The 18,942-nt window shown below is 69.3% G+C and carries 18 protein-coding genes; 5 read left to right on the forward strand and 13 right to left on the reverse strand.

Translation table 11 applies throughout. From position 1 onward, the window contains the following. Window positions 1-16 precede the first annotated feature (16 nt). The gene (locus tag ACFVIV_RS28360; RefSeq protein WP_379201435.1) at window positions 17-913 is read left to right on the forward strand and encodes a LysR substrate-binding domain-containing protein; all 897 of its coding nucleotides are present in this window, start codon (window positions 17-19) and stop codon (window positions 911-913) included. 32 nt (window positions 914-945) lie between these two features. On the opposite strand, the gene ACFVIV_RS28365 is transcribed toward ACFVIV_RS28360, so the two are convergent. From ACFVIV_RS28365 to ACFVIV_RS28400, 8 genes are read right to left on the reverse strand one after another with little or no spacing between them, the layout of a single operon-like run. Then, window positions 946-2,415, reverse strand: a complete 1,470-nt coding sequence (locus tag ACFVIV_RS28365; protein WP_379201437.1) for a carboxylesterase/lipase family protein — start codon at window positions 2,413-2,415, stop codon at window positions 946-948. Window positions 2,416-2,458: 43 nt separating this feature from the next. Continuing rightward, on the reverse strand, window positions 2,459-3,655 hold the full coding sequence (locus ACFVIV_RS28370) for an acyl-CoA dehydrogenase (protein WP_379201439.1): 1,197 nt from the start codon (window positions 3,653-3,655) through the stop codon (window positions 2,459-2,461). Further along, on the reverse strand, window positions 3,652-4,068 hold the full coding sequence (locus ACFVIV_RS28375; RefSeq protein WP_379201441.1) for a RidA family protein: 417 nt from the start codon (window positions 4,066-4,068) through the stop codon (window positions 3,652-3,654). The genes ACFVIV_RS28370 and ACFVIV_RS28375 overlap by 4 nt, the downstream gene beginning before the upstream one ends. After that, on the reverse strand, window positions 4,065-5,702 hold the full coding sequence (locus ACFVIV_RS28380) for an AMP-binding protein (RefSeq protein ID WP_379201443.1): 1,638 nt from the start codon (window positions 5,700-5,702) through the stop codon (window positions 4,065-4,067). Before ACFVIV_RS28380 ends, ACFVIV_RS28375 begins: the two co-directional genes overlap by 4 nt. Before the next feature lie 36 nt (window positions 5,703-5,738). Then, entirely contained in the window at window positions 5,739-6,914 is a 1,176-nt protein-coding gene (locus ACFVIV_RS28385; protein ID WP_379201444.1) for an acyl-CoA dehydrogenase family protein, read from the reverse strand. 1 nt (window position 6,915) lies between these two features. Continuing rightward, window positions 6,916-7,764, reverse strand: coding sequence for an enoyl-CoA hydratase family protein (locus ACFVIV_RS28390; RefSeq protein WP_379201446.1), 849 nt, complete (start codon window positions 7,762-7,764; stop codon window positions 6,916-6,918). Beyond that, on the reverse strand, window positions 7,761-8,315 hold the full coding sequence (locus ACFVIV_RS28395; protein WP_379201448.1) for a MarR family winged helix-turn-helix transcriptional regulator: 555 nt from the start codon (window positions 8,313-8,315) through the stop codon (window positions 7,761-7,763). The genes ACFVIV_RS28390 and ACFVIV_RS28395 overlap by 4 nt, the downstream gene beginning before the upstream one ends. 1 nt (window position 8,316) lies before the next feature. Then, window positions 8,317-9,108 carry an SDR family NAD(P)-dependent oxidoreductase gene (locus ACFVIV_RS28400; protein WP_379201450.1) on the reverse strand — a complete coding sequence of 264 codons (792 nt, stop codon included), beginning with the start codon at window positions 9,106-9,108 and terminating at the stop codon, window positions 8,317-8,319. A gap of 137 nt (window positions 9,109-9,245) precedes the next feature. On the opposite strand from ACFVIV_RS28400, the gene ACFVIV_RS28405 reads away from it, so the two are divergent. Further along, a complete protein-coding gene (locus ACFVIV_RS28405) occupies window positions 9,246-10,547 on the forward strand; it encodes an MFS transporter (protein ID WP_379201452.1) in 1,302 nt (433 codons plus the stop codon). A gap of 17 nt (window positions 10,548-10,564) precedes the next feature. On the opposite strand, the gene ACFVIV_RS28410 is transcribed toward ACFVIV_RS28405, so the two are convergent. Beyond that, a complete protein-coding gene (locus ACFVIV_RS28410) occupies window positions 10,565-11,407 on the reverse strand; it encodes a PaaX family transcriptional regulator C-terminal domain-containing protein (protein ID WP_379201454.1) in 843 nt (280 codons plus the stop codon). Between the two features lie 98 nt (window positions 11,408-11,505). Between ACFVIV_RS28410 and ACFVIV_RS28415 the strand changes: the two genes are divergently transcribed. Further along, complete coding sequence (locus ACFVIV_RS28415) at window positions 11,506-13,842, forward strand: bifunctional salicylyl-CoA 5-hydroxylase/oxidoreductase (protein ID WP_379201456.1); 2,337 nt, start codon at window positions 11,506-11,508, stop codon at window positions 13,840-13,842. 128 nt (window positions 13,843-13,970) lie between these two features. Here the strand turns inward: ACFVIV_RS28415 and ACFVIV_RS28420 are convergent, their stop codons facing one another. Further along, a complete protein-coding gene (locus ACFVIV_RS28420) occupies window positions 13,971-14,855 on the reverse strand; it encodes a LysR family transcriptional regulator (protein ID WP_379201458.1) in 885 nt (294 codons plus the stop codon). 109 nt (window positions 14,856-14,964) lie between these two features. On the opposite strand from ACFVIV_RS28420, the gene ACFVIV_RS28425 reads away from it, so the two are divergent. Together ACFVIV_RS28425 and ACFVIV_RS28430 are read left to right on the forward strand one after the other, a co-directional pair. Further along, on the forward strand, window positions 14,965-15,456 hold the full coding sequence (locus ACFVIV_RS28425; RefSeq protein ID WP_379201460.1) for a cupin domain-containing protein: 492 nt from the start codon (window positions 14,965-14,967) through the stop codon (window positions 15,454-15,456). Between the two features lie 260 nt (window positions 15,457-15,716). Next, a complete protein-coding gene (locus tag ACFVIV_RS28430) occupies window positions 15,717-16,853 on the forward strand; it encodes a serine hydrolase domain-containing protein (RefSeq protein ID WP_379201462.1) in 1,137 nt (378 codons plus the stop codon). 20 nt (window positions 16,854-16,873) lie between these two features. Here ACFVIV_RS28430 and ACFVIV_RS28435 read toward each other — a convergent pair whose 3' ends face one another. The 3 genes from ACFVIV_RS28435 to ACFVIV_RS28445 are packed head-to-tail and all read right to left on the reverse strand — an operon-like array spanning window position 16,874 to window position 18,942. Continuing rightward, a complete protein-coding gene (locus ACFVIV_RS28435) occupies window positions 16,874-17,971 on the reverse strand; it encodes an AraC family transcriptional regulator (RefSeq protein ID WP_379201464.1) in 1,098 nt (365 codons plus the stop codon). A gap of 7 nt (window positions 17,972-17,978) precedes the next feature. Next, on the reverse strand, window positions 17,979-18,482 hold the full coding sequence (locus tag ACFVIV_RS28440; RefSeq protein ID WP_379201466.1) for a hypothetical protein: 504 nt from the start codon (window positions 18,480-18,482) through the stop codon (window positions 17,979-17,981). A gap of 10 nt (window positions 18,483-18,492) precedes the next feature. Further along, the gene (locus ACFVIV_RS28445) at window positions 18,493-18,942 is read right to left on the reverse strand and encodes a hypothetical protein (RefSeq protein ID WP_379201468.1); all 450 of its coding nucleotides are present in this window, start codon (window positions 18,940-18,942) and stop codon (window positions 18,493-18,495) included.

Below are 18,942 nucleotides of genomic sequence, written 5' to 3' on the forward strand. Positions count from 1 at the left end.
GCTGTACTATCGGGATATGCTCGACCTCACCCGGCTCCAACTGCTCCGGACCGTCATCGCCACCGGCTCCCTGCGGGCGAGCGCCTCGACCCTGGGCTACACCGCGTCGGCGGCCAGTCAGCAATTGGCGGCGCTGCAGCGGCAGACCGGGTTGCGGCTGGTCGAGCGGGTGGGCCGCGGCATCGCGCCCACCGCGGCCGGGCGGGTGCTGGCCGCTGAGGCGAATCGGGTGTTCGAGGAACTGAGCCGGCTCGACGGGGTGGTCGGCGATCTGCGCGCCGGGCGGGTCGGCAGCCTGTCGATCGGGTACGTGGCCTCCGTCGGCGCGACCTGGCTGCCGCCCATCGTGGAGGTGCTGCGCACCGAATTCCCGGATCTGCGACTGGAATTGCGCATGAGCGAGACCAGCGACGGGCACTGTGATGTCGAGATCTTCATCGAGGACGCGGGCATCGCCCCACCGGCGGGGGTGGAGGTGCGGCCGCTGATCACCGATCCGCATGTGGTGGCCATGCGATCCGATGATCCGCTCGCCGCACGGCCGGCCGTGCGCCTGGCCGAACTGGCGGACCGGCCCTGGATCGACAACGAGCCCACCGCGGGGCCGTGCCGCCGAATCCTGTTGGACGCCTGCGCCCAGGCCGGGATCACGCCTCGATTCCAGGTGCAGACCCCGGACTACCGGACCGCATTGCCCATGGTGACAACGGGTATCGGGATCACCGTGCTCCCCCGCCTCGCCGCCGTGGATCTGCCCGCCGGGGTGACGACGCGCCCCCTGACGGAACCGACGCCGGTCCGCCAGGTGAGCATGGCCGTCCGCGTATCGATCGCGGGCAACCCGGCGGTCCGCCGCACGGTCGGGCTGTTCACCTCCATCGCGCAGCGGTCCGAGCAGCAAGCAAGCGGTTGAGCCCCTGTGTCACGCAACCGGAGCCGTGTTGATCACGACTGTGCCGCACCGATTATGGGCACGGTGGGTGCGGGATCGATCCGTGTCTCATCGCCGATGGTGAGGACGGCCGGTTCCGCCGAGCGGTAGGCGGGCCACGACGGCAGCCCGGCATGGGTGGGATCGCCGTCGCGGATGAATCCGATCCAGGCGCGATGCAGCGTGTCGGTGATCCGCGCGGCCGACCCCGGCTCGAAGCCCTGCGCGAACGGGGCCGCGGACCAGCGGTCGAGATTGCCGAAGGCGAAAGGCAATTCGAGACAGTGGGCGGCGCCCACGGCGGGTCCCATCGGCGAGCTCACGTCGAACTGGTAGACGTAGGTCGGCCGCGGGGCGGTCGTGCGCTGCTCGGCCATCCGCAGTCCGGGGGCGCGGAACATCACATCGCCGACAATGCGTACCACCGCCTCGCCGGGCGAGAGTCCTTCGGACAGCACCGCCGCCGCGTCGATATCGCTGTATCGTGTTGCCGCCCAGTCGATCACCTGCTCGCGGGTGGCGGCGACGCAGCGCGGATCCACCCCGAAGGCGAAGGCGGCCTCGTCGCGGGTCCAGCCGAGGATCATGTCGACGTCGGCGCTCGCCAGCGTTTCCATCGGGTGCCGGGGAATGGTCCCCGGGTCGAGAACCGGCGTGTAGGCCAGCGACCACACGCCGAAGGCGGCGTATTCGGCCATGACCGCTTGCGTGCCGAGAATCAGCCGCTCCCAGGGCTCTTCGCGGAGCGCGTCGATATTCTCGCCGTGGCCGAGGTGGCGTGCCAGGGCCCGGGTGCGTTCGACCGCGACGTCGACGCCGATCAGCTCCCACGCGAACGGCATGCTCTGCAGGATCGCGCGCTGGAACAGTCCGCGCGTCGAGGGATGCTGGGCGAGCGCGGCAATGGCGAACGCGCCACCGGATTGCCCCGCGAGGGTGACGCGCTCCGGATCGCCGCCGAACGCGGCGATATTCTCGGCGATCCACTGCACCGCGGCGATCTGGTCGGTGAGCCAGGCATTGGGGTCGCCGAGCCCGGACAGGAATCCCAGCGGACCGAGACGATAGTTGATCGAGACCGCGACGACATCGCCGTTGCGGGCGAAGGTGTCGGTGGCGTAGCGGTCGAGATTGCCCGAGCCGGTGAGGAATCCGCCGCCGTGCAGCCACACCACCACCGGGCGGCGGGCATCGTCGGCGGCGGGCGTCCAGATGTTCAGCGTCAGGCAGTCCTCGTCGAAGGGCGGCTCACCGTGGAAGCCGATCAGCGGATGCGGCTGCGGCGGGCGCGGTTGCGGGGCGGACGGCCCGTAGGCCGTGGCGTCGCGCACCCCCGCCCAGCCGGGATGCGGGCGGGCGGCGCGCCAGCGGTTCGCGCCGGTGGGCGGTGCGGCGTAGGGGACGCCGAGAAAGGCGGTGACGCCGTCGATGGTCCGGCCCCGCAGCATTCCGGACTTCGTCTCGGCTATCGGTTGTGCGCTCATCGGTTTCTCACATTTCGTCGTATCGTGTTCCAGCGCAGGAGATTCAGAAGGCGGCGATACCGGTGATGGCGCGCCCCAGGATCAGCGCGTGAATGTCGTGGGTGCCCTCGTAGGTGTTGACCACCTCCAGATTCACCAGATGCCGGGCAATGCCGTACTCGTCGCTGATCCCATTGCCGCCGAGCATGTCTCGCGCCACCCGGGCGATGTCGAGGGCTTTGCCGCAGGAGTTGCGCTTCAGGATCGAGGTGAGTTCCACCGTCGCCTGCCGCTCCTCGCGCAGGCGGCCCAGCCGCAGGCACCCTTGCAGCCCCAGGGTGATCTCGGTGAGCATATCGGCCAATTTGCGCTGCACCAGCTGATTGGCCGCGAGCGGACGGCCGAACTGGCTGCGCGCGAGCACGTAGTCGCGGGCCCGGTGATAGCAGTCCTCGGCCGCGCCCAGCGCGCCCCAGGCAATGCCGTAGCGCGCGCTGTCCAGGCAGGTGAAAGGCCCGCGCAGCCCGCGGATCTCGGGGAAGGCGTTCGCCTCCGGCACGAAGACCTCGTCCAGGACGATCTGGCCGGTCACCGAGGCGCGCAGGCCGACCTTGCCGGTGATCTCCGGCGTGGACAGTCCCGTCATGCCCCGGTCCAGGATGAAGCCGCGGATGGCGCCCGCATCGTCGCGGGCCCACACCACGAACACATCGGCTATGGGCGCGTTGGTGATCCACGTCTTGGTGCCGGTCAGCGAATACCCGCCGGGCACCGCGCGGGCGCGGGTCGCCATCGAGCCCGGATCGCTGCCGTGATCGGGCTCGGTCAGCCCGAAGCAGCCGATCGATTCGCCGGATGCCAAGCGCGGCAAGTAGTTCCGCTTCTGTTCCGCGGTGCCGAACTCATTGATCGGCACCATCACCAGCGAGGATTGCACGCTCATCATGGACCGGTACCCGGAGTCGACGCGTTCCACCTCGCGGGCGATCAGGCCGTAGGCGACATAGCCGAGACCCGCGCCCCCGTACTCCTCGGCAATGGTCGGGCCGAGCAGTCCGACCGCGCCCATCTCCCGGAAGACGCCGGGATCGGTGTGCCCGGCGCGGAAGGCCTCGAGCACCCTGGGAGTCAGTCTCCGCGTGCAGAATTCGCGTGCGGCATCGCGCACTGCTCGCTCGTCGGAGGTCAGCTGATCGTCGAGCGCCAGCGGATCGTCCCAGCGGAAGGCGGGCCGGGCGGCGGTCGGGGCGCGGCCGCTCATGCGATGCTCCTGGCGTGCGGGCCGTCGGAGATGACGGCGGTGACCTCGATCTCGACCTGCGCCTCCGGTTCGACGAGGCGGTTCACCTCGAGGGCGGTCATGGCGACATCGAAGTCGCCGATGATCTCCCGGTAGGCCGCGCCGATGGCGCGCTGGGCCCGGGAGTACTCCTCGACATCGGTGAGATACCAGGTCATGCGGACGATGTGCGCGGGTTCGGCGCCCGCCTCGGCGAGCACGGCCACCACATTGCGCAGGGCCTGCCGCACCTGGTCGGCGAGCTCGGTGGCACGGAAGACGCCGTCGGCGTCCCAGCCGACCATGCCCGCCACGAACACCATTTCGCCGCGCACGGCGACGCCATTGGCGTAACCGCGCGGGCGCGGCCAGGCCGGCGGCTGCAGCACCCTCACCGCGCGACCCCCGTCTCGTCGCGCGCCGGGTCCCGGCGCAGCTGGAATCGCTGTAACTTCCCGGTCGGTGTGCGGGGCAGTGCTTCGACGAACACGATGGACCTCGGATACTTGTAGGGGGCGACGGTCTCTTTCACGAAATGCTGTAATTCCCTGATCAATTCGTCTCCGGCCGGAAACTCCGGCCGCAGCACCACATAGGCCTCGACGATCTGGCCGCGCTCCGCGTCGGGCGCGCCGATGACGGCGCAGTCCGCCACCGCCGCATGGGCGGCGAGCGCGTCCTCGACCTCGGGCGCGGCAATGTTGTAGCCGGCGGAGACGATCATGTCGTCGGCGCGGGCATGGAAATGGAAGTAGCCGTCCTCGTCCATGGAGTAGGCGTCTCCGGTGTAGTTCCAGCCGTCGCGCACGTACTCGGTCTGCCGCGGGTCGGCGAGGTAGCGGCAGCCGGTCGGGCCCTTCACCGCGAGCCGGCCGACGACGCCGGGGCCGACGGGCTGCCCGGATTCGTCGACGACGCGCGCCTGATAGCCGGGCACCGCGGTGCCGGTCGCACCGGGCCGCGCGTGCCGTTCGTCGGCGGAGATGAAGATGTGCAGCATCTCGGTGGCGCCGATGCCGTCGATGAGCTCGATGCCGGTGGCCTCCCGCCACTGTGCGCGGGTGCTCGCCGAGAGCGCCTCGCCCGCCGAGATGCACTTGCGCAGCGGTGTGGCGCGCAGGGCCGCGCCTTCCCGGGCCAGCACCCGGTACGCGGTCGGGGCGGTGAACAGCACGGTCGCGCCGTATTCGGCAATGGCCGCGGCCAGCGCGGGCGGACCGGCCTGCTCCAGCAGCACCGTGGACGCGCCGATGGACATCGGGAACAACACCAGACCGCCGAGCCCGAAAGTGAAGGCCAGCGGCGGACTTCCGATGAAGACGTCGTCGGGTTCCGGGCGCACGATGTGCCGCGGGAAGCACCGGCAGATCGCCAGCACGTCGCGGTGGAAGTGGGCGGTGGCCTTGGGAATTCCGGTGGTGCCGGAGGTGAAGGCGATCAGGCAGACATCGGTGGCGGCGGTGGCCACCGCGTCGAACCGGCCGTCGTGGGCGGCCATGGCCGCTTCGAGGCCATCCGCCGCGGCGGTATTGAAGTACTTCACGCGGTCGAGCGTCGATCCGGCGCTGCGGGCCGGTTCCAGCCGATCGGCCACGGCGGCATCGCACAGCGCGTGGGTGATGCGCGCCTTGTCGATCATGACGGCGAGTTCCTTGGCGCGCAGCAGGGGCATGGCGGTGACGGCGATGCCGCCCGCCTTCACCACCGCCAGCCAGCACGCCGCGAGCATGGGGGTGTTCGGTCCGTTCAATAGCACCCGGTTGCCGGGTACCAGCCCCATATCGCGCACGAGCACCGCGGCAATGCGGTTGACCCGCTCGTGCAGGTCGGCGTAGGTCCAGCGCACGCCGGGGCCGCGCATACACAGCCGGTCGCCGCGGCCCTCGGCGAGATGGCGGTCGAGTAGTTCGGCGGCGCAGTTGATTCGATCCGGGAAGCGCAGTTCCGGCAGGTCCAGCAGGAATTCCGGCCATTGCTCGACCGGGGGCAGGTTGTCGGTGGCGAAGGTGTCGATATGAGCACTGGTCATGGCGATACGACCTTGGGAGAGAGGGTGTTTCGAGAATCAGGGCACGCGGGTGAGCGTGGCGTCGCGCAGCAGTTCGCGAGCGATGATCAACTGCTGCACTTCGGTGGCGCCCTCGTAGATGCGCAGGGCGCGGATATCGCGGTAGAGGCGTTCGACCGGATGGTCGTGGACGACGCCGCGCCCGCCGTGCAGCTGGACGGCGGCGTCGATGACCTGTTGCGCTCCCTCGGTGGCAGCCATTTTGGCCATGGCCGCCTCGCGGGTCACCGATCGCCCCCGGTCACGCTCCCAGGCCGCGCGGTAGGTGAGCAGGGCGGCGCTGTCGATGGTGGTGGCCATGTGCGCGAGTTTGGCCCGGGTGAGCTGGAAGTCGGACAGCTTGCCGCCGAACATGTTCCGGGTGGTGGCGTGGTCGATGGCCGCGGCCAGGGCGCGGCGGGCGAAGCCCAGCGCGGCGGCCGCCACGGAGGTGCGGAAGACGTCGAGGGTGCGCATGGCGATCGAGAAGCCCTCGCCCGGTGCGCCGATGCGCCGGGCGGCCGGAATCCGGCAGCCCTCGAAGCGCAGTCGCGCCAGCGGGTGCGGGGACATGGGCTCGATGCGCTCGGCAATGTGCAGTCCGGGGGTCCCGGCCTCCACGATGAACGCCGAAATCCCGCGTGCGCCTTCGGCTTCCCCGGTTCTGGCGAACACCACATAGAAATCGGCTATGCCGCCGTTGGAGATCCAGGTCTTCTCGCCGTCGAGCACATAGTCCTGCCCGTCGGCGCGGGCGGCGCACGACATGGCCGCCACGTCCGAACCCGCATCGGTCTCCGACAGGGCGAAGGCGGCCAGCGCCTGTCCGCGCGCGACCCGCGGCAGATAGCGGCGTTTCTGCTCGTCGTCGCCCGCGAGGCTGATGGCGCCCGAGCCGAGACCTTGCATGGCGAAGGCGAAGTCGGCGAGTGCGTCGTAGCGCGCGAGGGTCTCCCGGAACAGGCACAGCGCGCGAGTGTCCAGCTCCTCCCGCGAACCGCCGAAAGCCTTGCCCGCCACCGTGTATCGCAGCCAGCCCGCGCCGCCGAGCAGGCGGACCAGTTCCCGGCAGCGGTCGTCGACCGCGAGGCCGGAGGGCGTGGTCAGGTGCAGGGCGGCCCACTCGTCGAGCGAGATGGCCAGCGCCCGATGGTCGTCGGTGAGGAAGGGCCAGTCCCAATGATCGCCGGACATATCAGTTCCCTTCGAAGACCGGACGCCGTTTGGCGGCGAACGCCTCGTACGCGCGGGTGAAGTCCTCGGTGAGCATGCACAGGGCCTGCGCCTGCGCCTCCGCCTCGACGGCCTGCTCGATGGTCATCGACCATTCCTGGTGCAGCATGGTTTTCGTCATGCCGTGCGCGAAGGTCGGCCCGTCCGCCAGCCGCCGCGCCAGCGACCGCGCCGCGTCGAGCAGCAGCTCCGGCTCGGTGAGTTCATTGAAGAATCCCCACGCGTACGCCTCGTCGCCGTTCATGACCCGGCCGGTGTAGAGCAGCTCGGCCGCGCGGCCCTGCCCGATGATGCGGGGCAGCATGGCGCAGGCCCCCATATCGCAGCCGGCCAGGCCGACGCGGGTGAACAGGAAGGCGGTCGCGCTGCGGGCGGTGCCGACGCGCAGATCGGCGGCCATGGCCAGGATCGCGCCCGCGCCGGCGCACACGCCGTCCACCGCGGCGATCACCGGTTGCGGGCAGGCGCGCACGGCCTTGACCAGATCACCGGTCATGCGGGTGAACATGAGCAGGTCGGGCGCGCGCAGGCCGATGAGCGGGCCGATGATGTCGTGCACGTCGCCGCCGGAGCAGAAGTTCTCGGCCGCGCCGTGCACGACGACCACCGACACATCGGTGGCATGGGCCAGGCTGCGGAACAGGTCGCGCAATTCGGCGTAGGACTCGAAGGTGAGCGGGTTCTTGCGCTCGGGGCGGTCCAGGGTGATGGTTCCGACGCCGTCATCCACCTCCCAGCGGAAGTGTTCGGCGAGATAGCCGGCGAGGGTGGTGCGATTGCCCGCGAGCAGCGCGGGATGGGGGTCGGTCATGAGAGTCCCGTGGAATTCGTTGGGGGAACGGCGGGGTCGCCGCCCGAGGGGTGCGCCAGGTGGACGCGGAGTTTGCCGAGCAGTTCGTAGAGGGTCTGCTGGTCGGCATCGCCGAATCCGGCGAAGATCTCGCCCAGCCAGCGTTCGTGTTCGGCCGCCATCTCGGCGAAGCGGGTGCGGCCGAGCCGGGTCAGGCGCACCAGGGTGGCGCGCTTGTCGATCGGGTCGGGAATGCGCTCGACCCAGCCCTCCCCCACCAGTTGATCGGTGAGGCCGGTGACATTGCCGCCGGTCACCATGAGATAGCGGGACAGTGCGCTCATGCGCAGGCCGTCGCGGTGGCGTTCCAGCTGGGCCAGGAAGTCGAAGCGCGCCAGGGTGGTTCCGAACCGCTCGCGCAGCCGGGTGCGGATCTCCTGTTCGATCTCATTGGTGGTGGCCAGCAGTCGCAGCCAGGTGCGCACGTCCAGATGATCGCCGGAGGCCGCGCGGGCCTCGACGCCGATGCGGTGGTCGGCAATGGCGGGCGCGCTGTCGCGCTGGTCCGGCACGTCACATCACCTCGCCGCCGCTGACCGAAATCGATTGGCCGGTCACCGATCCGGCCGCATCCGAGCAGAGCCAGGCCACCGCCTCGGCCACTTCCTCGGGCTGGATCAAGCGGCCCTGCGGGTTGTGCTCGACGAAGGCCGCCCGCGCTCGCTCGGCATCGCGGCCGGTGGCGGCCACGACCTCGGCCACGCTCTCGCGCAGCAGATCGGTATCGGTGAAACCCGGGCAGATGGCATTGACGGTGATGGGTGTGCCCGCGAACTCGTGCGCCAGCGCCCGGGTCAGCCCGATGACACCGTGCTTGGCCGCGGTGTAGGCGCAGACGTAGGAGTAGCCGCGCAGTCCGGCGGTGCTGGCGACGGTGACGACCCGCCCGTGACCGGTCGCGAGCATATCGGCCAATGCCGCTCTGGCGCACAGGAATGCGCCGGTGAGGTTGACCGCGAGCATCTGCTGCCACAGGTCGTCGCCGGTGCGGTGCAGCGGTGCGCTGCGCGCCTGCCCGGCATTGTTGATCAGAATGTCGATGGGTCCGTGCCGTTCCCGGGCGGCGGCGAAAGCGGCGACGACCGAATCCGGTTCGGTCACATCGCCGGACACCGCGTGCGCCTGTGCCGAATCCGGCAGTGCGCCTGCGGTTTTTGTGGCCGCATCGAGATCGCGGGCCAGGATGGTGAGCCGCGCGCCGGAATCCGCGAGTCGCGCGGCGATGGCCGCGCCGATTCCGCGTGAGCCGCCGGTGACCAGTGCGTGCCGGCCGGTCAGGTCGATGGTGGTCCCGTTGTAGGTCATGTGGGCCTCCTGAAGCGTGGCGCCCACACTACGGCAGAAACTTTAGTTGTGAAGCAAATTCATACTGTTTTCATGACGATGGCCAAAAATTAGTCATACGATGGCCCGGCATCACCCCTCGCTTCTAGGGACTCACCGTGGCTTCACCCCATCCCACCGCCGCGACCACCACCGCCACCATGCGCTGGCGCGGCCACATCGTCCTCGTACTCTGTTTCGTCGCAATCGTTTTCGACGGCTACGACCTGGTGGTCTTCGGATCCACCCTGCCGTCGATCCTGGCCTACGAGCCGTGGCAGCTGACCAAGTCCACCGCCGGGGTCATCGGCTCGCTGGCACTGGTCGGCATGCTGATCGGCACCCTGGCCGTGAGCGTGCTGACCGACCGGCTCGGCCGCCGCCGCATCATGCTCATCAGCATCGCCTGGTTCTCCACCCTGATGCTGCTCACCGCCGCCGCGCCCTCGCTGGAGGCCTTCGCGCTGCTGCGCTTCCTCACCGGCATCGGGCTGGGCGGCGTCGTGCCCACCTGCGTGGCGCTCACCGTGGAGTTCGCGCCCCGCCGGCATCGCCAGACCGCGAACGCGGTCATGTTCAGCGGCTACTCCGTCGGCGGCGTCGGCGCGGCCACGCTGGCGCTGATCATCCTCCCGCGCTTCGACTTTCGCCTCATGTACGCGCTCGGGGCGCTGTCGCTGATCACACTGCTACCGCTCACCTGGAAATTCATGCCGGAATCGGTGGCGTATCTGGCGCGGTCCGGTCGCGTCGACGAGGCGCGTGCGACGGCCGTGAAATACGGGCTGGTGTACTCCGATATCGTCGCCGCGGAGGAGCACGGCCCGGACCGCGCGCGGTCGAGCCTGGCGACGCTGTTCAGCCGCCGCTGGATCGCCTCGTCGATCCTGTTCGCGCTCACCAACTTCTGCGGTCTGCTGCTGGTGTACGGCCTGAACACCTGGCTGCCGCAGATCATGCGGGAGGCCGGTTTCGCTTTGGGCGCCGCGCTGACCTTCCTGCTGGTGCTCAATGCCGGGGCCATCGCCGGAGCCATCGGCGCTTCCTCGATCGCGGATCGGATCGGCGCCAAACGGGTGGTGGTCACCTGTTTCCTGCTGGCCGCGCTGACGGTGGTGCTGATGAGCCTGGAATTCCCCTTCGCGCTCATGCTCGGGCTGGTCGCCCTCGCCGGGCTCGGGTCGATCGGCACGCAGATTCTCGTCGGCGGCTACTGCTCGACGCACTACCCGCAGTCGCTCACCGCGACCGCGCTGAGCTTCACGCTCGGATTCGGCCGGATCGGGGCCATTACCGGACCGCTCATCGGCGGGTTCCTGGTGGGCCTGGGCTGGGGATGGCAGATCAACTTCTATGCCTTCGCGGCCTTCGCCGTCCTGGGCGCGGCCACGGCCTTCGCCGTACCGCGCGCACCGGTCTAGCGAACGCGGGCGGCGAATCAGTCGCCCGCGATCACCGCAACGGCGAAATCGTGTGCCGGACCGGCGAGTTCGCGCCGCAGTTCATCGAACAGCTCCCCCGCCTGGGCGCCGTGCCAGTCGCCGGGCAGCAGTTCGATGGGCAGGCCGGGATCCAGATACGGCAGCTTGCGCCAGACCGTGAGAGCGCTCACGTAACCGGCGAACGCATCGCGCGGCGACATCCGCGCGGCGCGTTCGCGGACGGGGCCGAACCGCTCGATGAACGCGCCGTACAGCGCTTCCAGCTCCGCCAGATCCCACCACTGCCCGACCTTGTCGCGCAGATCGCCGAAGGCCAGGTGCTCGCCGCGGAACAGCTCGACATAGCGGTCGAGCTCCAGCCGCTCCAGCGTGCGCCTGGTCTCCTCGTACAGATTGCCCGGCGCCACCCAGAATCCGGGCACGGCATTCCCGAAACCCATGCGGGTCAGCTGCGTTCGCAGTTTGTGCCGCTGCTCCCGCTCGGATTCGGGCACCGTGAACACCGCCAGCAGCCAGCCGTCGGCGGCGGTCGCGCGGCGCCGCTCGAAGATTCGCGCGTCGCCCTCGCCCAGCATGTCCAGCGCCGCCGCCGACAGCTCGTAGCCGACGCCGCCGGTTGTCTTCTTGCTCACCAGGATTCCGCGGCGCTTGAGCCTGCTCACGGCGGCGCGCACGGCCGGTTCCTCCACTTCGAGCTGCGCCATCAACCGGACCAGCGCCGACACCGACAGCCAATTGCCCGTCTCCCGGGCGTACAGCCCGAACAGCGTGACGATGAGCCGGCGGGGCTGGCTGTTCGCCGCGTGGCGCTGGGCGGGATCGGACGTCGCGCGAGTCATACGAGCACGATAATTTATGACGGATTCGTTGCGGTCGTTCGGAGCACGAGATATTTTCAGGTTGTTCGCCGCATACGAACAAGGAACGGAATCACCTGATGAAGATCGTTTGCATTGGCGGCGGTCCCGCCGGACTGTATTTCGCACTGCTCATGAAGCAGCTCGATCCGAGCCACGACATCACCGTGGTCGAACGCAATCGCCCCTACGACACCTTCGGCTGGGGCGTCGTGTTCTCCGACGCCACCATGGACGGCATGCGCGAGTGGGATCCGGTCACCGCGGCCCGGATCCAGGACGCGTTCAATCATTGGGACGACATCGAATTGCGGTTCAAGGGCCGCACGCTGCGCTCGGGCGGGCACGGGTTCATCGGCATCGGCCGCAAGCGGCTGCTCAATATCCTGCAGGAGCGCTGCGAAGAGCTCGGCGTGCGACTGGAATTCGAGCGCGAGGTCGAGTCGGATACGGAGTTCCCGGACGCCGACCTGATCATCGCCGGCGACGGCGTCGCCTCCAAGACGCGGATGAAGTACGCGGACGTCTTCGAGCCCGACATCGTGACGCGACCCAACCGATACATCTGGCTGGGCACCGAAAGACCCTATGACGCCTTCACTTTCGACTTCGTCAAGACCGAGCACGGCTGGTTCCAGGCGCACATCTACAAGTTCGACGAGAACACCTCGACCTTCATTGTCGAATGCCCCGAACACGTGTGGCGGGCACACGGTCTCGACACGGCCGACCAGGACCAGTCGATCGAGTTCTGCGAGCGCCTGTTCGCCGACAATCTGGCGGGCCACAAGCTCATGACCAATGCCAAGCACCTGCGCGGCAATGCCTGGTTGAACTTTCAGCGCATCACCTGCGCGAAGTGGTGGCTGCACAATGGAAACAGCCATGTGGTCCTCATGGGCGACGCGGTGCACACCGCGCACTTCGCCATCGGCTCGGGCACCAAGCTGGCCCTGGAGGACGCCATCGAACTGGTGCGTCAATTCCGGGACCACGGGGACTCCCCCGACCGGCTGCCCACGGTGCTGCAGAATTACCAGCGGGTCCGCGAGATCGATGTGCTGCGCCTGCAGAACGCGGCCTGGAATGCCATGGAGTGGTTCGAGGTCTGCGGCGAAAGATATTGCGATCAGCTCGAACCCGAGCAGTTCATGTACTCCATGCTCACCCGCAGCCAGCGGATCAGCCACGAGAATCTGCGCCTGCGCGACAAGGAGTGGCTCGAGGGCTACGAGCGCTGGTTCGACCGGCGGGCGGGGGTGGCGCGCGCCGCGGACGAACCGGCCGTGCCGCCCATGTTCACCCCCTACACCGTGCGCTCGGTGACCCTGAAGAATCGGGTCGTGGTCTCGCCCATGGCCCAATACTCGGCGGTCGACGGCCTGCCCGGTGATTTCCATCTGGTGCATCTGGGCGCCCGGGCGATGGGCGGGGCCGGGCTGGTGTTCACCGAGATGACCTGTGTGAGCCCGGAAGGGCGGATCACCCCCGGATGTCCCGGCCTCTACACCGACGAACAGGGCCTGGCCTGGCAGCGGATCGTCGACTGGGTGCACGCCAATTCCGACGCGAAAATCGCTGTGCAGCTGGGTCATTCCGGCGCGAAGGGATCCACGCGGCGCGCCTGGGACGGCACCGACAAGCCCTTGATCGACGAGGCCGAACCGAACTGGCCGCTGGTATCGGCCTCCCCGCAGCAGTATCTGCCCGGCGAGAGCCAGTGGTCGAGCGCCCTGACCCGCGCCGAAATGGACGACATCACAGCCCAATTCGTCACCGCCGCCGAGCGGGCCGCACGAGCGGGCTTCGACTGGCTCGAAGTGCACTGCGCGCACGGCTATCTGCTGTCGAGTTTCATCTCCCCGCTCACCAACCGGCGCGACGACGACTACGGCGGCTCACTGGACAACCGGCTGCGCTACCCCCTGGAGGTGTTCCGAGCGGTCCGCGCGATCTGGCCCGCCGACCGCCCGATGTCGGTGCGCATCTCCGCACACGACTGGGTGCCCGGCGGCGTCACCCCCGCCGAATCCGTCGCCATCGCCCGCGCATTCGCCGACGCCGGAGCCGATCTCGTCGACTGCTCCTCCGGTCAGGTCAGTAAATCCGAACAACCCAGATTCGGCCGCATGTGGCAAACCCCCTTCGCCGACCGCATCCGCCAGGAGGCCGGGATCCCCACCATCGCCGTCGGCGCCATCTCCGAGGCCGACCACGTGAACAGCATTATCGCCGCCGGCCGCGCCGACCTGTGCGCCATCGCCCGCCCCCACCTGGCCAACCCGGCCTGGACCCTCACCGAAGCCGCCAAGATCGGCTACACCGACATCGCCTGGCCCAGGCAATACTGGTCCGGCAAAAGGCAATTCGAGACCAATATCCAACGCGAACAGGCCGCTGCCCTGGGAAAGCGATAACCGAGCACGTCGCCCTCTTGGCCGGAATCCACAAATCCGTTGGTGCGCTGACGGTGTGGATCCCGGCCAAAAGCACGCCGGGATGACAGGGTCGCCCTCCTAGTGACGGAGGCGGCAATCGCCTCGAATCAGTCGGCGCGGGCCGGAGTGCGATGGAGGGCTTCGAGCAGATGCCGGAGGGCGGGCGAGGGCGGGCCCGGCTGGACGGCGAGGGCGGTGGGCACCGACATGTCCGGCAGCCGCGTGATCGTCACGCCGTGGACGGTGGGCAGGGTGGCGACTTCGTAGAAGACCGTCCATGACGGTGGGGCGGAGGCGATCTCGGTGAGCGTGTGCTGGAGAGTGGTGAACGGCGGGCCGGCGGGCGGGTCGATGCCGGCGGTGCGGCAGGCGTCGGTGATCAGATCGTGGAAGGGCGGGTTGGCCTCGCGGGCGGCCAGGCGCAACGGGATTCGCCCCAGCTGGTCGAGACGCGGGCCCGGGTGCGCGGCCAGTGGATGATCGGCGGGCAGTGCCACGTAGAGCGGATCCGACCACACGTCGAGCACTTCCAGCCCGGGCGCGTGACGCAGCGCGCGGACGAGAGCGGCATCCAGCTCGCCCGAGCGCACGGCGGCGAGCCGCTCGGCCGGCGGCAGCCGCCGGGGCCGCACCCGCAGGCGCGGTGCGATCGCGGCCAGCTCGTTCAATGCCCGATAGACCCGATCGCCGGGGGCGTGCACGGTGCCCACCCGCAGGACGCCTTCCACGCCGCCCGCGATATCCGCCGCGACACCGCGCAGTCGCTCGGCACCGGCCAGCACTAGGCGGGCCTCGGCGAGCAACCGCTCCCCGGCGCCGGTGAGACGCACGTGTCGCCTCGACCGGTCGAACAGGCGCACTCCGAGTTCGCGTTCCAGCCGACCGATCTGCTGGCTCACCGCCGACTGGACGATGGTCAGCCGGTCGGCCGCGCGACCGAATCCGCCCTCCTCGGCGACGGCCACGAAGTACTCCAGCTGCCGCAGCTCCACCGCGCCTCCGATCCATCTCGTTCCGTGATCACTGTGTGCGACAACCGCATCTGGTTCACGAGTTCTTCCCGCGATGCACTGGATCGGGCAACGAACAAAGGAGCGCACCATGTCGTCCACCATCGCCGGAGCTCTGGTCGTACCGGCCGCGACCGCGGAAACCGTGGAGCTGCCGCACGGCGGCGCCTTCCACCTGCTCGCCGATGCCTCCGACACCGGCGGCGCGCTGGGCGCCAATCGCCTCACCCTCGGCGCGGGCGCGGACGGGGCGGCCCCGCACTATCACGCGCGGTCCACCGAACTGTTCTACGTACTCGACGGAACCATGGAGTTCTACCTCGACGGCAGGTCGGAGACGGTCACCGCGGGCGGCCTGATCGTCGTCTCGCCGGGCCTGCCGCACGCTTTCGGCGCCGCCCCCGGCGCGACCGCCGACCTGCTCATCGTGCTCGGCCCCGGCATCGACCGCTTCGACTACTTCCGCCACCTCGGCCGAATCCAGCAGGGCCGGGCGGACTTCGACAGCCTCCTACCGGAACAGCAGCGCTACGACGTGCATTTCCTGCCGGGCATCCAATGGCGGGCGCGATCTCTCGTTTAGCACGTGCAGGCACGGGAGATCCCAGCCGGTCGGGGTCGCCCCCGACCGCGCCGGACAGGATCCGGTTTGCCGTGTCGATGGCGGAACACCACCGCTGACCGAGCCCGGACCGTTCACTCGATGCGGCGGCCACGACCGACTGCGGGCCGGTCGCACGCCGACGCCGCGTGAACAGCCATCTCATTGATCGGCACCGCCATCCGCCGCGGCTGGATCAGGGACGCCGAGCAGGCCGCCGCGGGCGGGGTTAGATTCCGTTCATGGATTTCGCTGAGTATCCGGTGGACGGCGGGGAATTCCCGCGGGCCGCGCCGGAAGCCGTCGGATTGGACCCCGTGGCGGTGCGGGACGCGGTCGCGTTCACCGAAGGGCGGACGACTCGGTCCATCCGGATCTATCGGCACGGGTATCTCGTCGCGGCGGGTGACCGGGATGCGGTCCGGGCCCATGGGGTACGGCCGGTGTGGAGCGCGTCGAAGAGCGTGCTGGCCATGGTCACCGGGCGGGCGGCGGCGCTGGGGCTGCTCGAGCTCGACGATCCGATCGGCCGGTACGTGACCGCGGCCGATGCACGGCATCGGGACATCACGGTGCGGCATCTGCTGAATCAGAGTTCGGGGCTGGCGTTCCGGACGCTGCGGGAATTGGCTGTGCCGGTCTACGACCAGGTGGGGTTGGCGCTCACGGCCGAGCCGAAGCATGCGCCCGGGACGTATTTCGAGTACGCGCAAGCGCCGTTGAGCCTGCTCGGGCATGTCATCTCCCGTGCCGCGGGCATGGACTCGGTGGAGTTCGCGCAGCGTGAGCTGTTCACGCCGCTCGGCATCGAGCCGAAGCAGTGGTGGGTGGCGAAGGATCGTGCGGGGCATCCGTATTGGGCGGGGCTGGTATTTCTGAGCGCGCACAATCTGGCTCGGCTGGGTCATGTGCTGCTGCGCGAGGGACAGTGGGGCGAGCGGGAATTGCTGACCGCCGATTTCGTGCGCCAGGCCCGCACGCCCGCGCCGACCAATCCGGGCTATGGATTCCTGTTGTGGCTCAATGCCGCCACCGACACCATCACCTGCCGGGCGCCGATCCGCTCCATTCTGGACCGGCCGGTCATCGCCTCCGCGCCCGCCGACACCTATCTGTTCAGCGGCATGTTCGATCAGATCGTCGCGATCATTCCCAGTCTCGACATGGTGATCGTGCGCACCGGCCAGGTACCCAACCGGACCCTGGACATCACCGGGGCCATGAGCGTCATCACCGCCGAATGGGCGCACGAGTTCTGCCGCCGCCTGTTCACCGGCTGCGCCGACCCGGCCGCGCCCGCCGATCCGGGACCGTTCCGGTCCGACGGGCTGCGACCGCTGCTGCGCGGAGCGACCGTTCGCACCGCCATCGCCGGCTAGCCGAGTCCGCGCCGCCTTCCTCACGCCGCGGACGGCGGCGCCATGCGGCGCTTGCTCCCCGCGGGCGGCGGCGCGCCGTTGACCAGCACCCGGTATTGCTGTGGCGGGCAGCCCTTCCAGCGCCGGAATGCGCGAATGAAGGCGGCCGGCTCCGCGTAACCGAGCCGCTGGCTGATCTGCCCGGTGGTCAGGTCGGTGTGGTGCAGCAGATGCTCGGCGGTGGTTTCCCGCACCTCCTCGAGCAGGGCGCGGAAGCAGACGCCCTCGTCCTGGAGCCGTCGCGACATGGTGCGCGGGCTGATGTACAGCTCGGCCGCCACCGCCGCCTGCGTGGACAGCTGCCGCGGATCGCGCACCAGCACCTCGCGCACGGCGTCGGTCATCTCGCCCCGCGACGGGCGACGGGCCAGCCGGCGCCGGGTCAGCGTCTCCCGGCACATGCGCTCGTAGGTGGTGCGCGCCCAGGCATCGGCCTGCGGCAACGGCAGCTCCAGATAGCCGGCGTCGAAGGCGCATTCGATGGCCGGGGCGCCGAAAAGCGGCTCCACGCCGAATATTTCGCGATGCCTGCTGGTGTCCGCCGGGACGGCGTGCCGGAAGGACACCCAGTCGGGCGGGATGTCGACGGCGAACAGCTCCCGGCCGAGCACCTGCACCGCGGCCATGGTGCGCTCGGTGAAGAACGGCCGCACATCCGCGGGGATGCCGGCATCGTCCAGGCGCAGCCGGGCCTGCCCGCCTGCCTCGTAGAGCGAGATCGGGCCGACGGCGAAGGCGAGTTCGAGATAGCGCAGCGCCGTGCGCAGGGCCTCGCGCAGCGTCGGGCTGCTCAGCAGCGCCAATCCCCAATTGCCGTAGAGGGATACGTGCATCAGGCTGCCCGCCGCCACTCCCAGTCCCGGCTCGTCGCCGCAGCGCGCGAGCAGGTTGCGCACCACCGCCAGCTCCTGCCGGGCGGTGATCTCGGTCCGCGGATCGATGACCGCCGTCGGCTTCACCCCGGTGCCGGCGAGGCAGTCCACCACCGGCACGCCGCGTTCGCGCGCCAGCTGGGTGAGCACGTAGACGCTGGCGGTGTTCCGCCGCATGTCCCAGTCGAATCGTGGTCGTGTGGTCATGACGATCTCAGTTGATGAACCGGAAGCAGGCGCGCTGACCGCGGTCGCCGACGGTGGCCGAGGACAGGCACACCATGCGGTAATCCTTGGCCGGGCGCCGGCTCAGGAAGCCGTAGATATAGCCGTTCGAGCACTGCGTGGCGAGCGGATACACCTCCTGCTCACCGGTTTTCGTCTCGAAGACGATCGCACCCTCGGCACAGTTCACATCGATGAACGGGGCCATATCGGCGAGCCAGCCGAGCAGGAACACCTGCCATTCCGGATTGACGGCCCACACCGCGCCGTCGAAGGTCACCCCGGCCGGGAACTGATTGGTGTGCTTGAAGTCGAAGCCGAGCACGTTGACGGTGAAGTTGAAAGGCGGAAGCAGTGGCGGCGCAGCGGTTTTCGCAGGTTCCGGGGTGACGGCGGGCAGGTCCGGGTCCGCGCCGGCCGCGGGCACGGCGCAGGTCAGGGCCAGCGCCGCGCCGAACAGACCGGTGAGCAGCCGGGTGGAAGTCTTTGTCATCGCGGAATTCTCAATCGTTCGGGAAGCGGAAGCAGGTCTCGGTCCGCTGCTCGACCACGGTGACCACGCCGCACATCTCGGCGTACTCGCCGGCCGGGCGGCGCGCGACGATCAGGTAGGGGAACGGGGCTCCACAGGCGGTGCCGACCGGAATCGTCTCGGGTGCACCGGATTTCGGATAGAAGACGAGTTGCGCGGTGGCGCAGGTGTTGTCGAACGGGGTCGCATCGGCGAGCAGGCCGAGCACGCCCGGCTGGATGGCGGGGTTCAGCGTCGCGATGTCACCGTCGAACACCGCGCCGCTGGGCACGGTGGTGAAGTGGTTGATGCTGGTGCCGCCGAAGCTGGTGCCCCAGGACAGGGTCGGTTCCACCGCGGCGGCCTCGGGTGCGCCGAGGGTGGCGGCGACGGCCAGGATGCCGCCGCACGCGGTCACCGCGGCGGGAATGGATTTCCGCAT

Source organism: Nocardia sp. NPDC127526, assembly GCF_042672265.1.
Lineage (GTDB): Bacteria > Actinomycetota > Actinomycetes > Mycobacteriales > Mycobacteriaceae > Nocardia.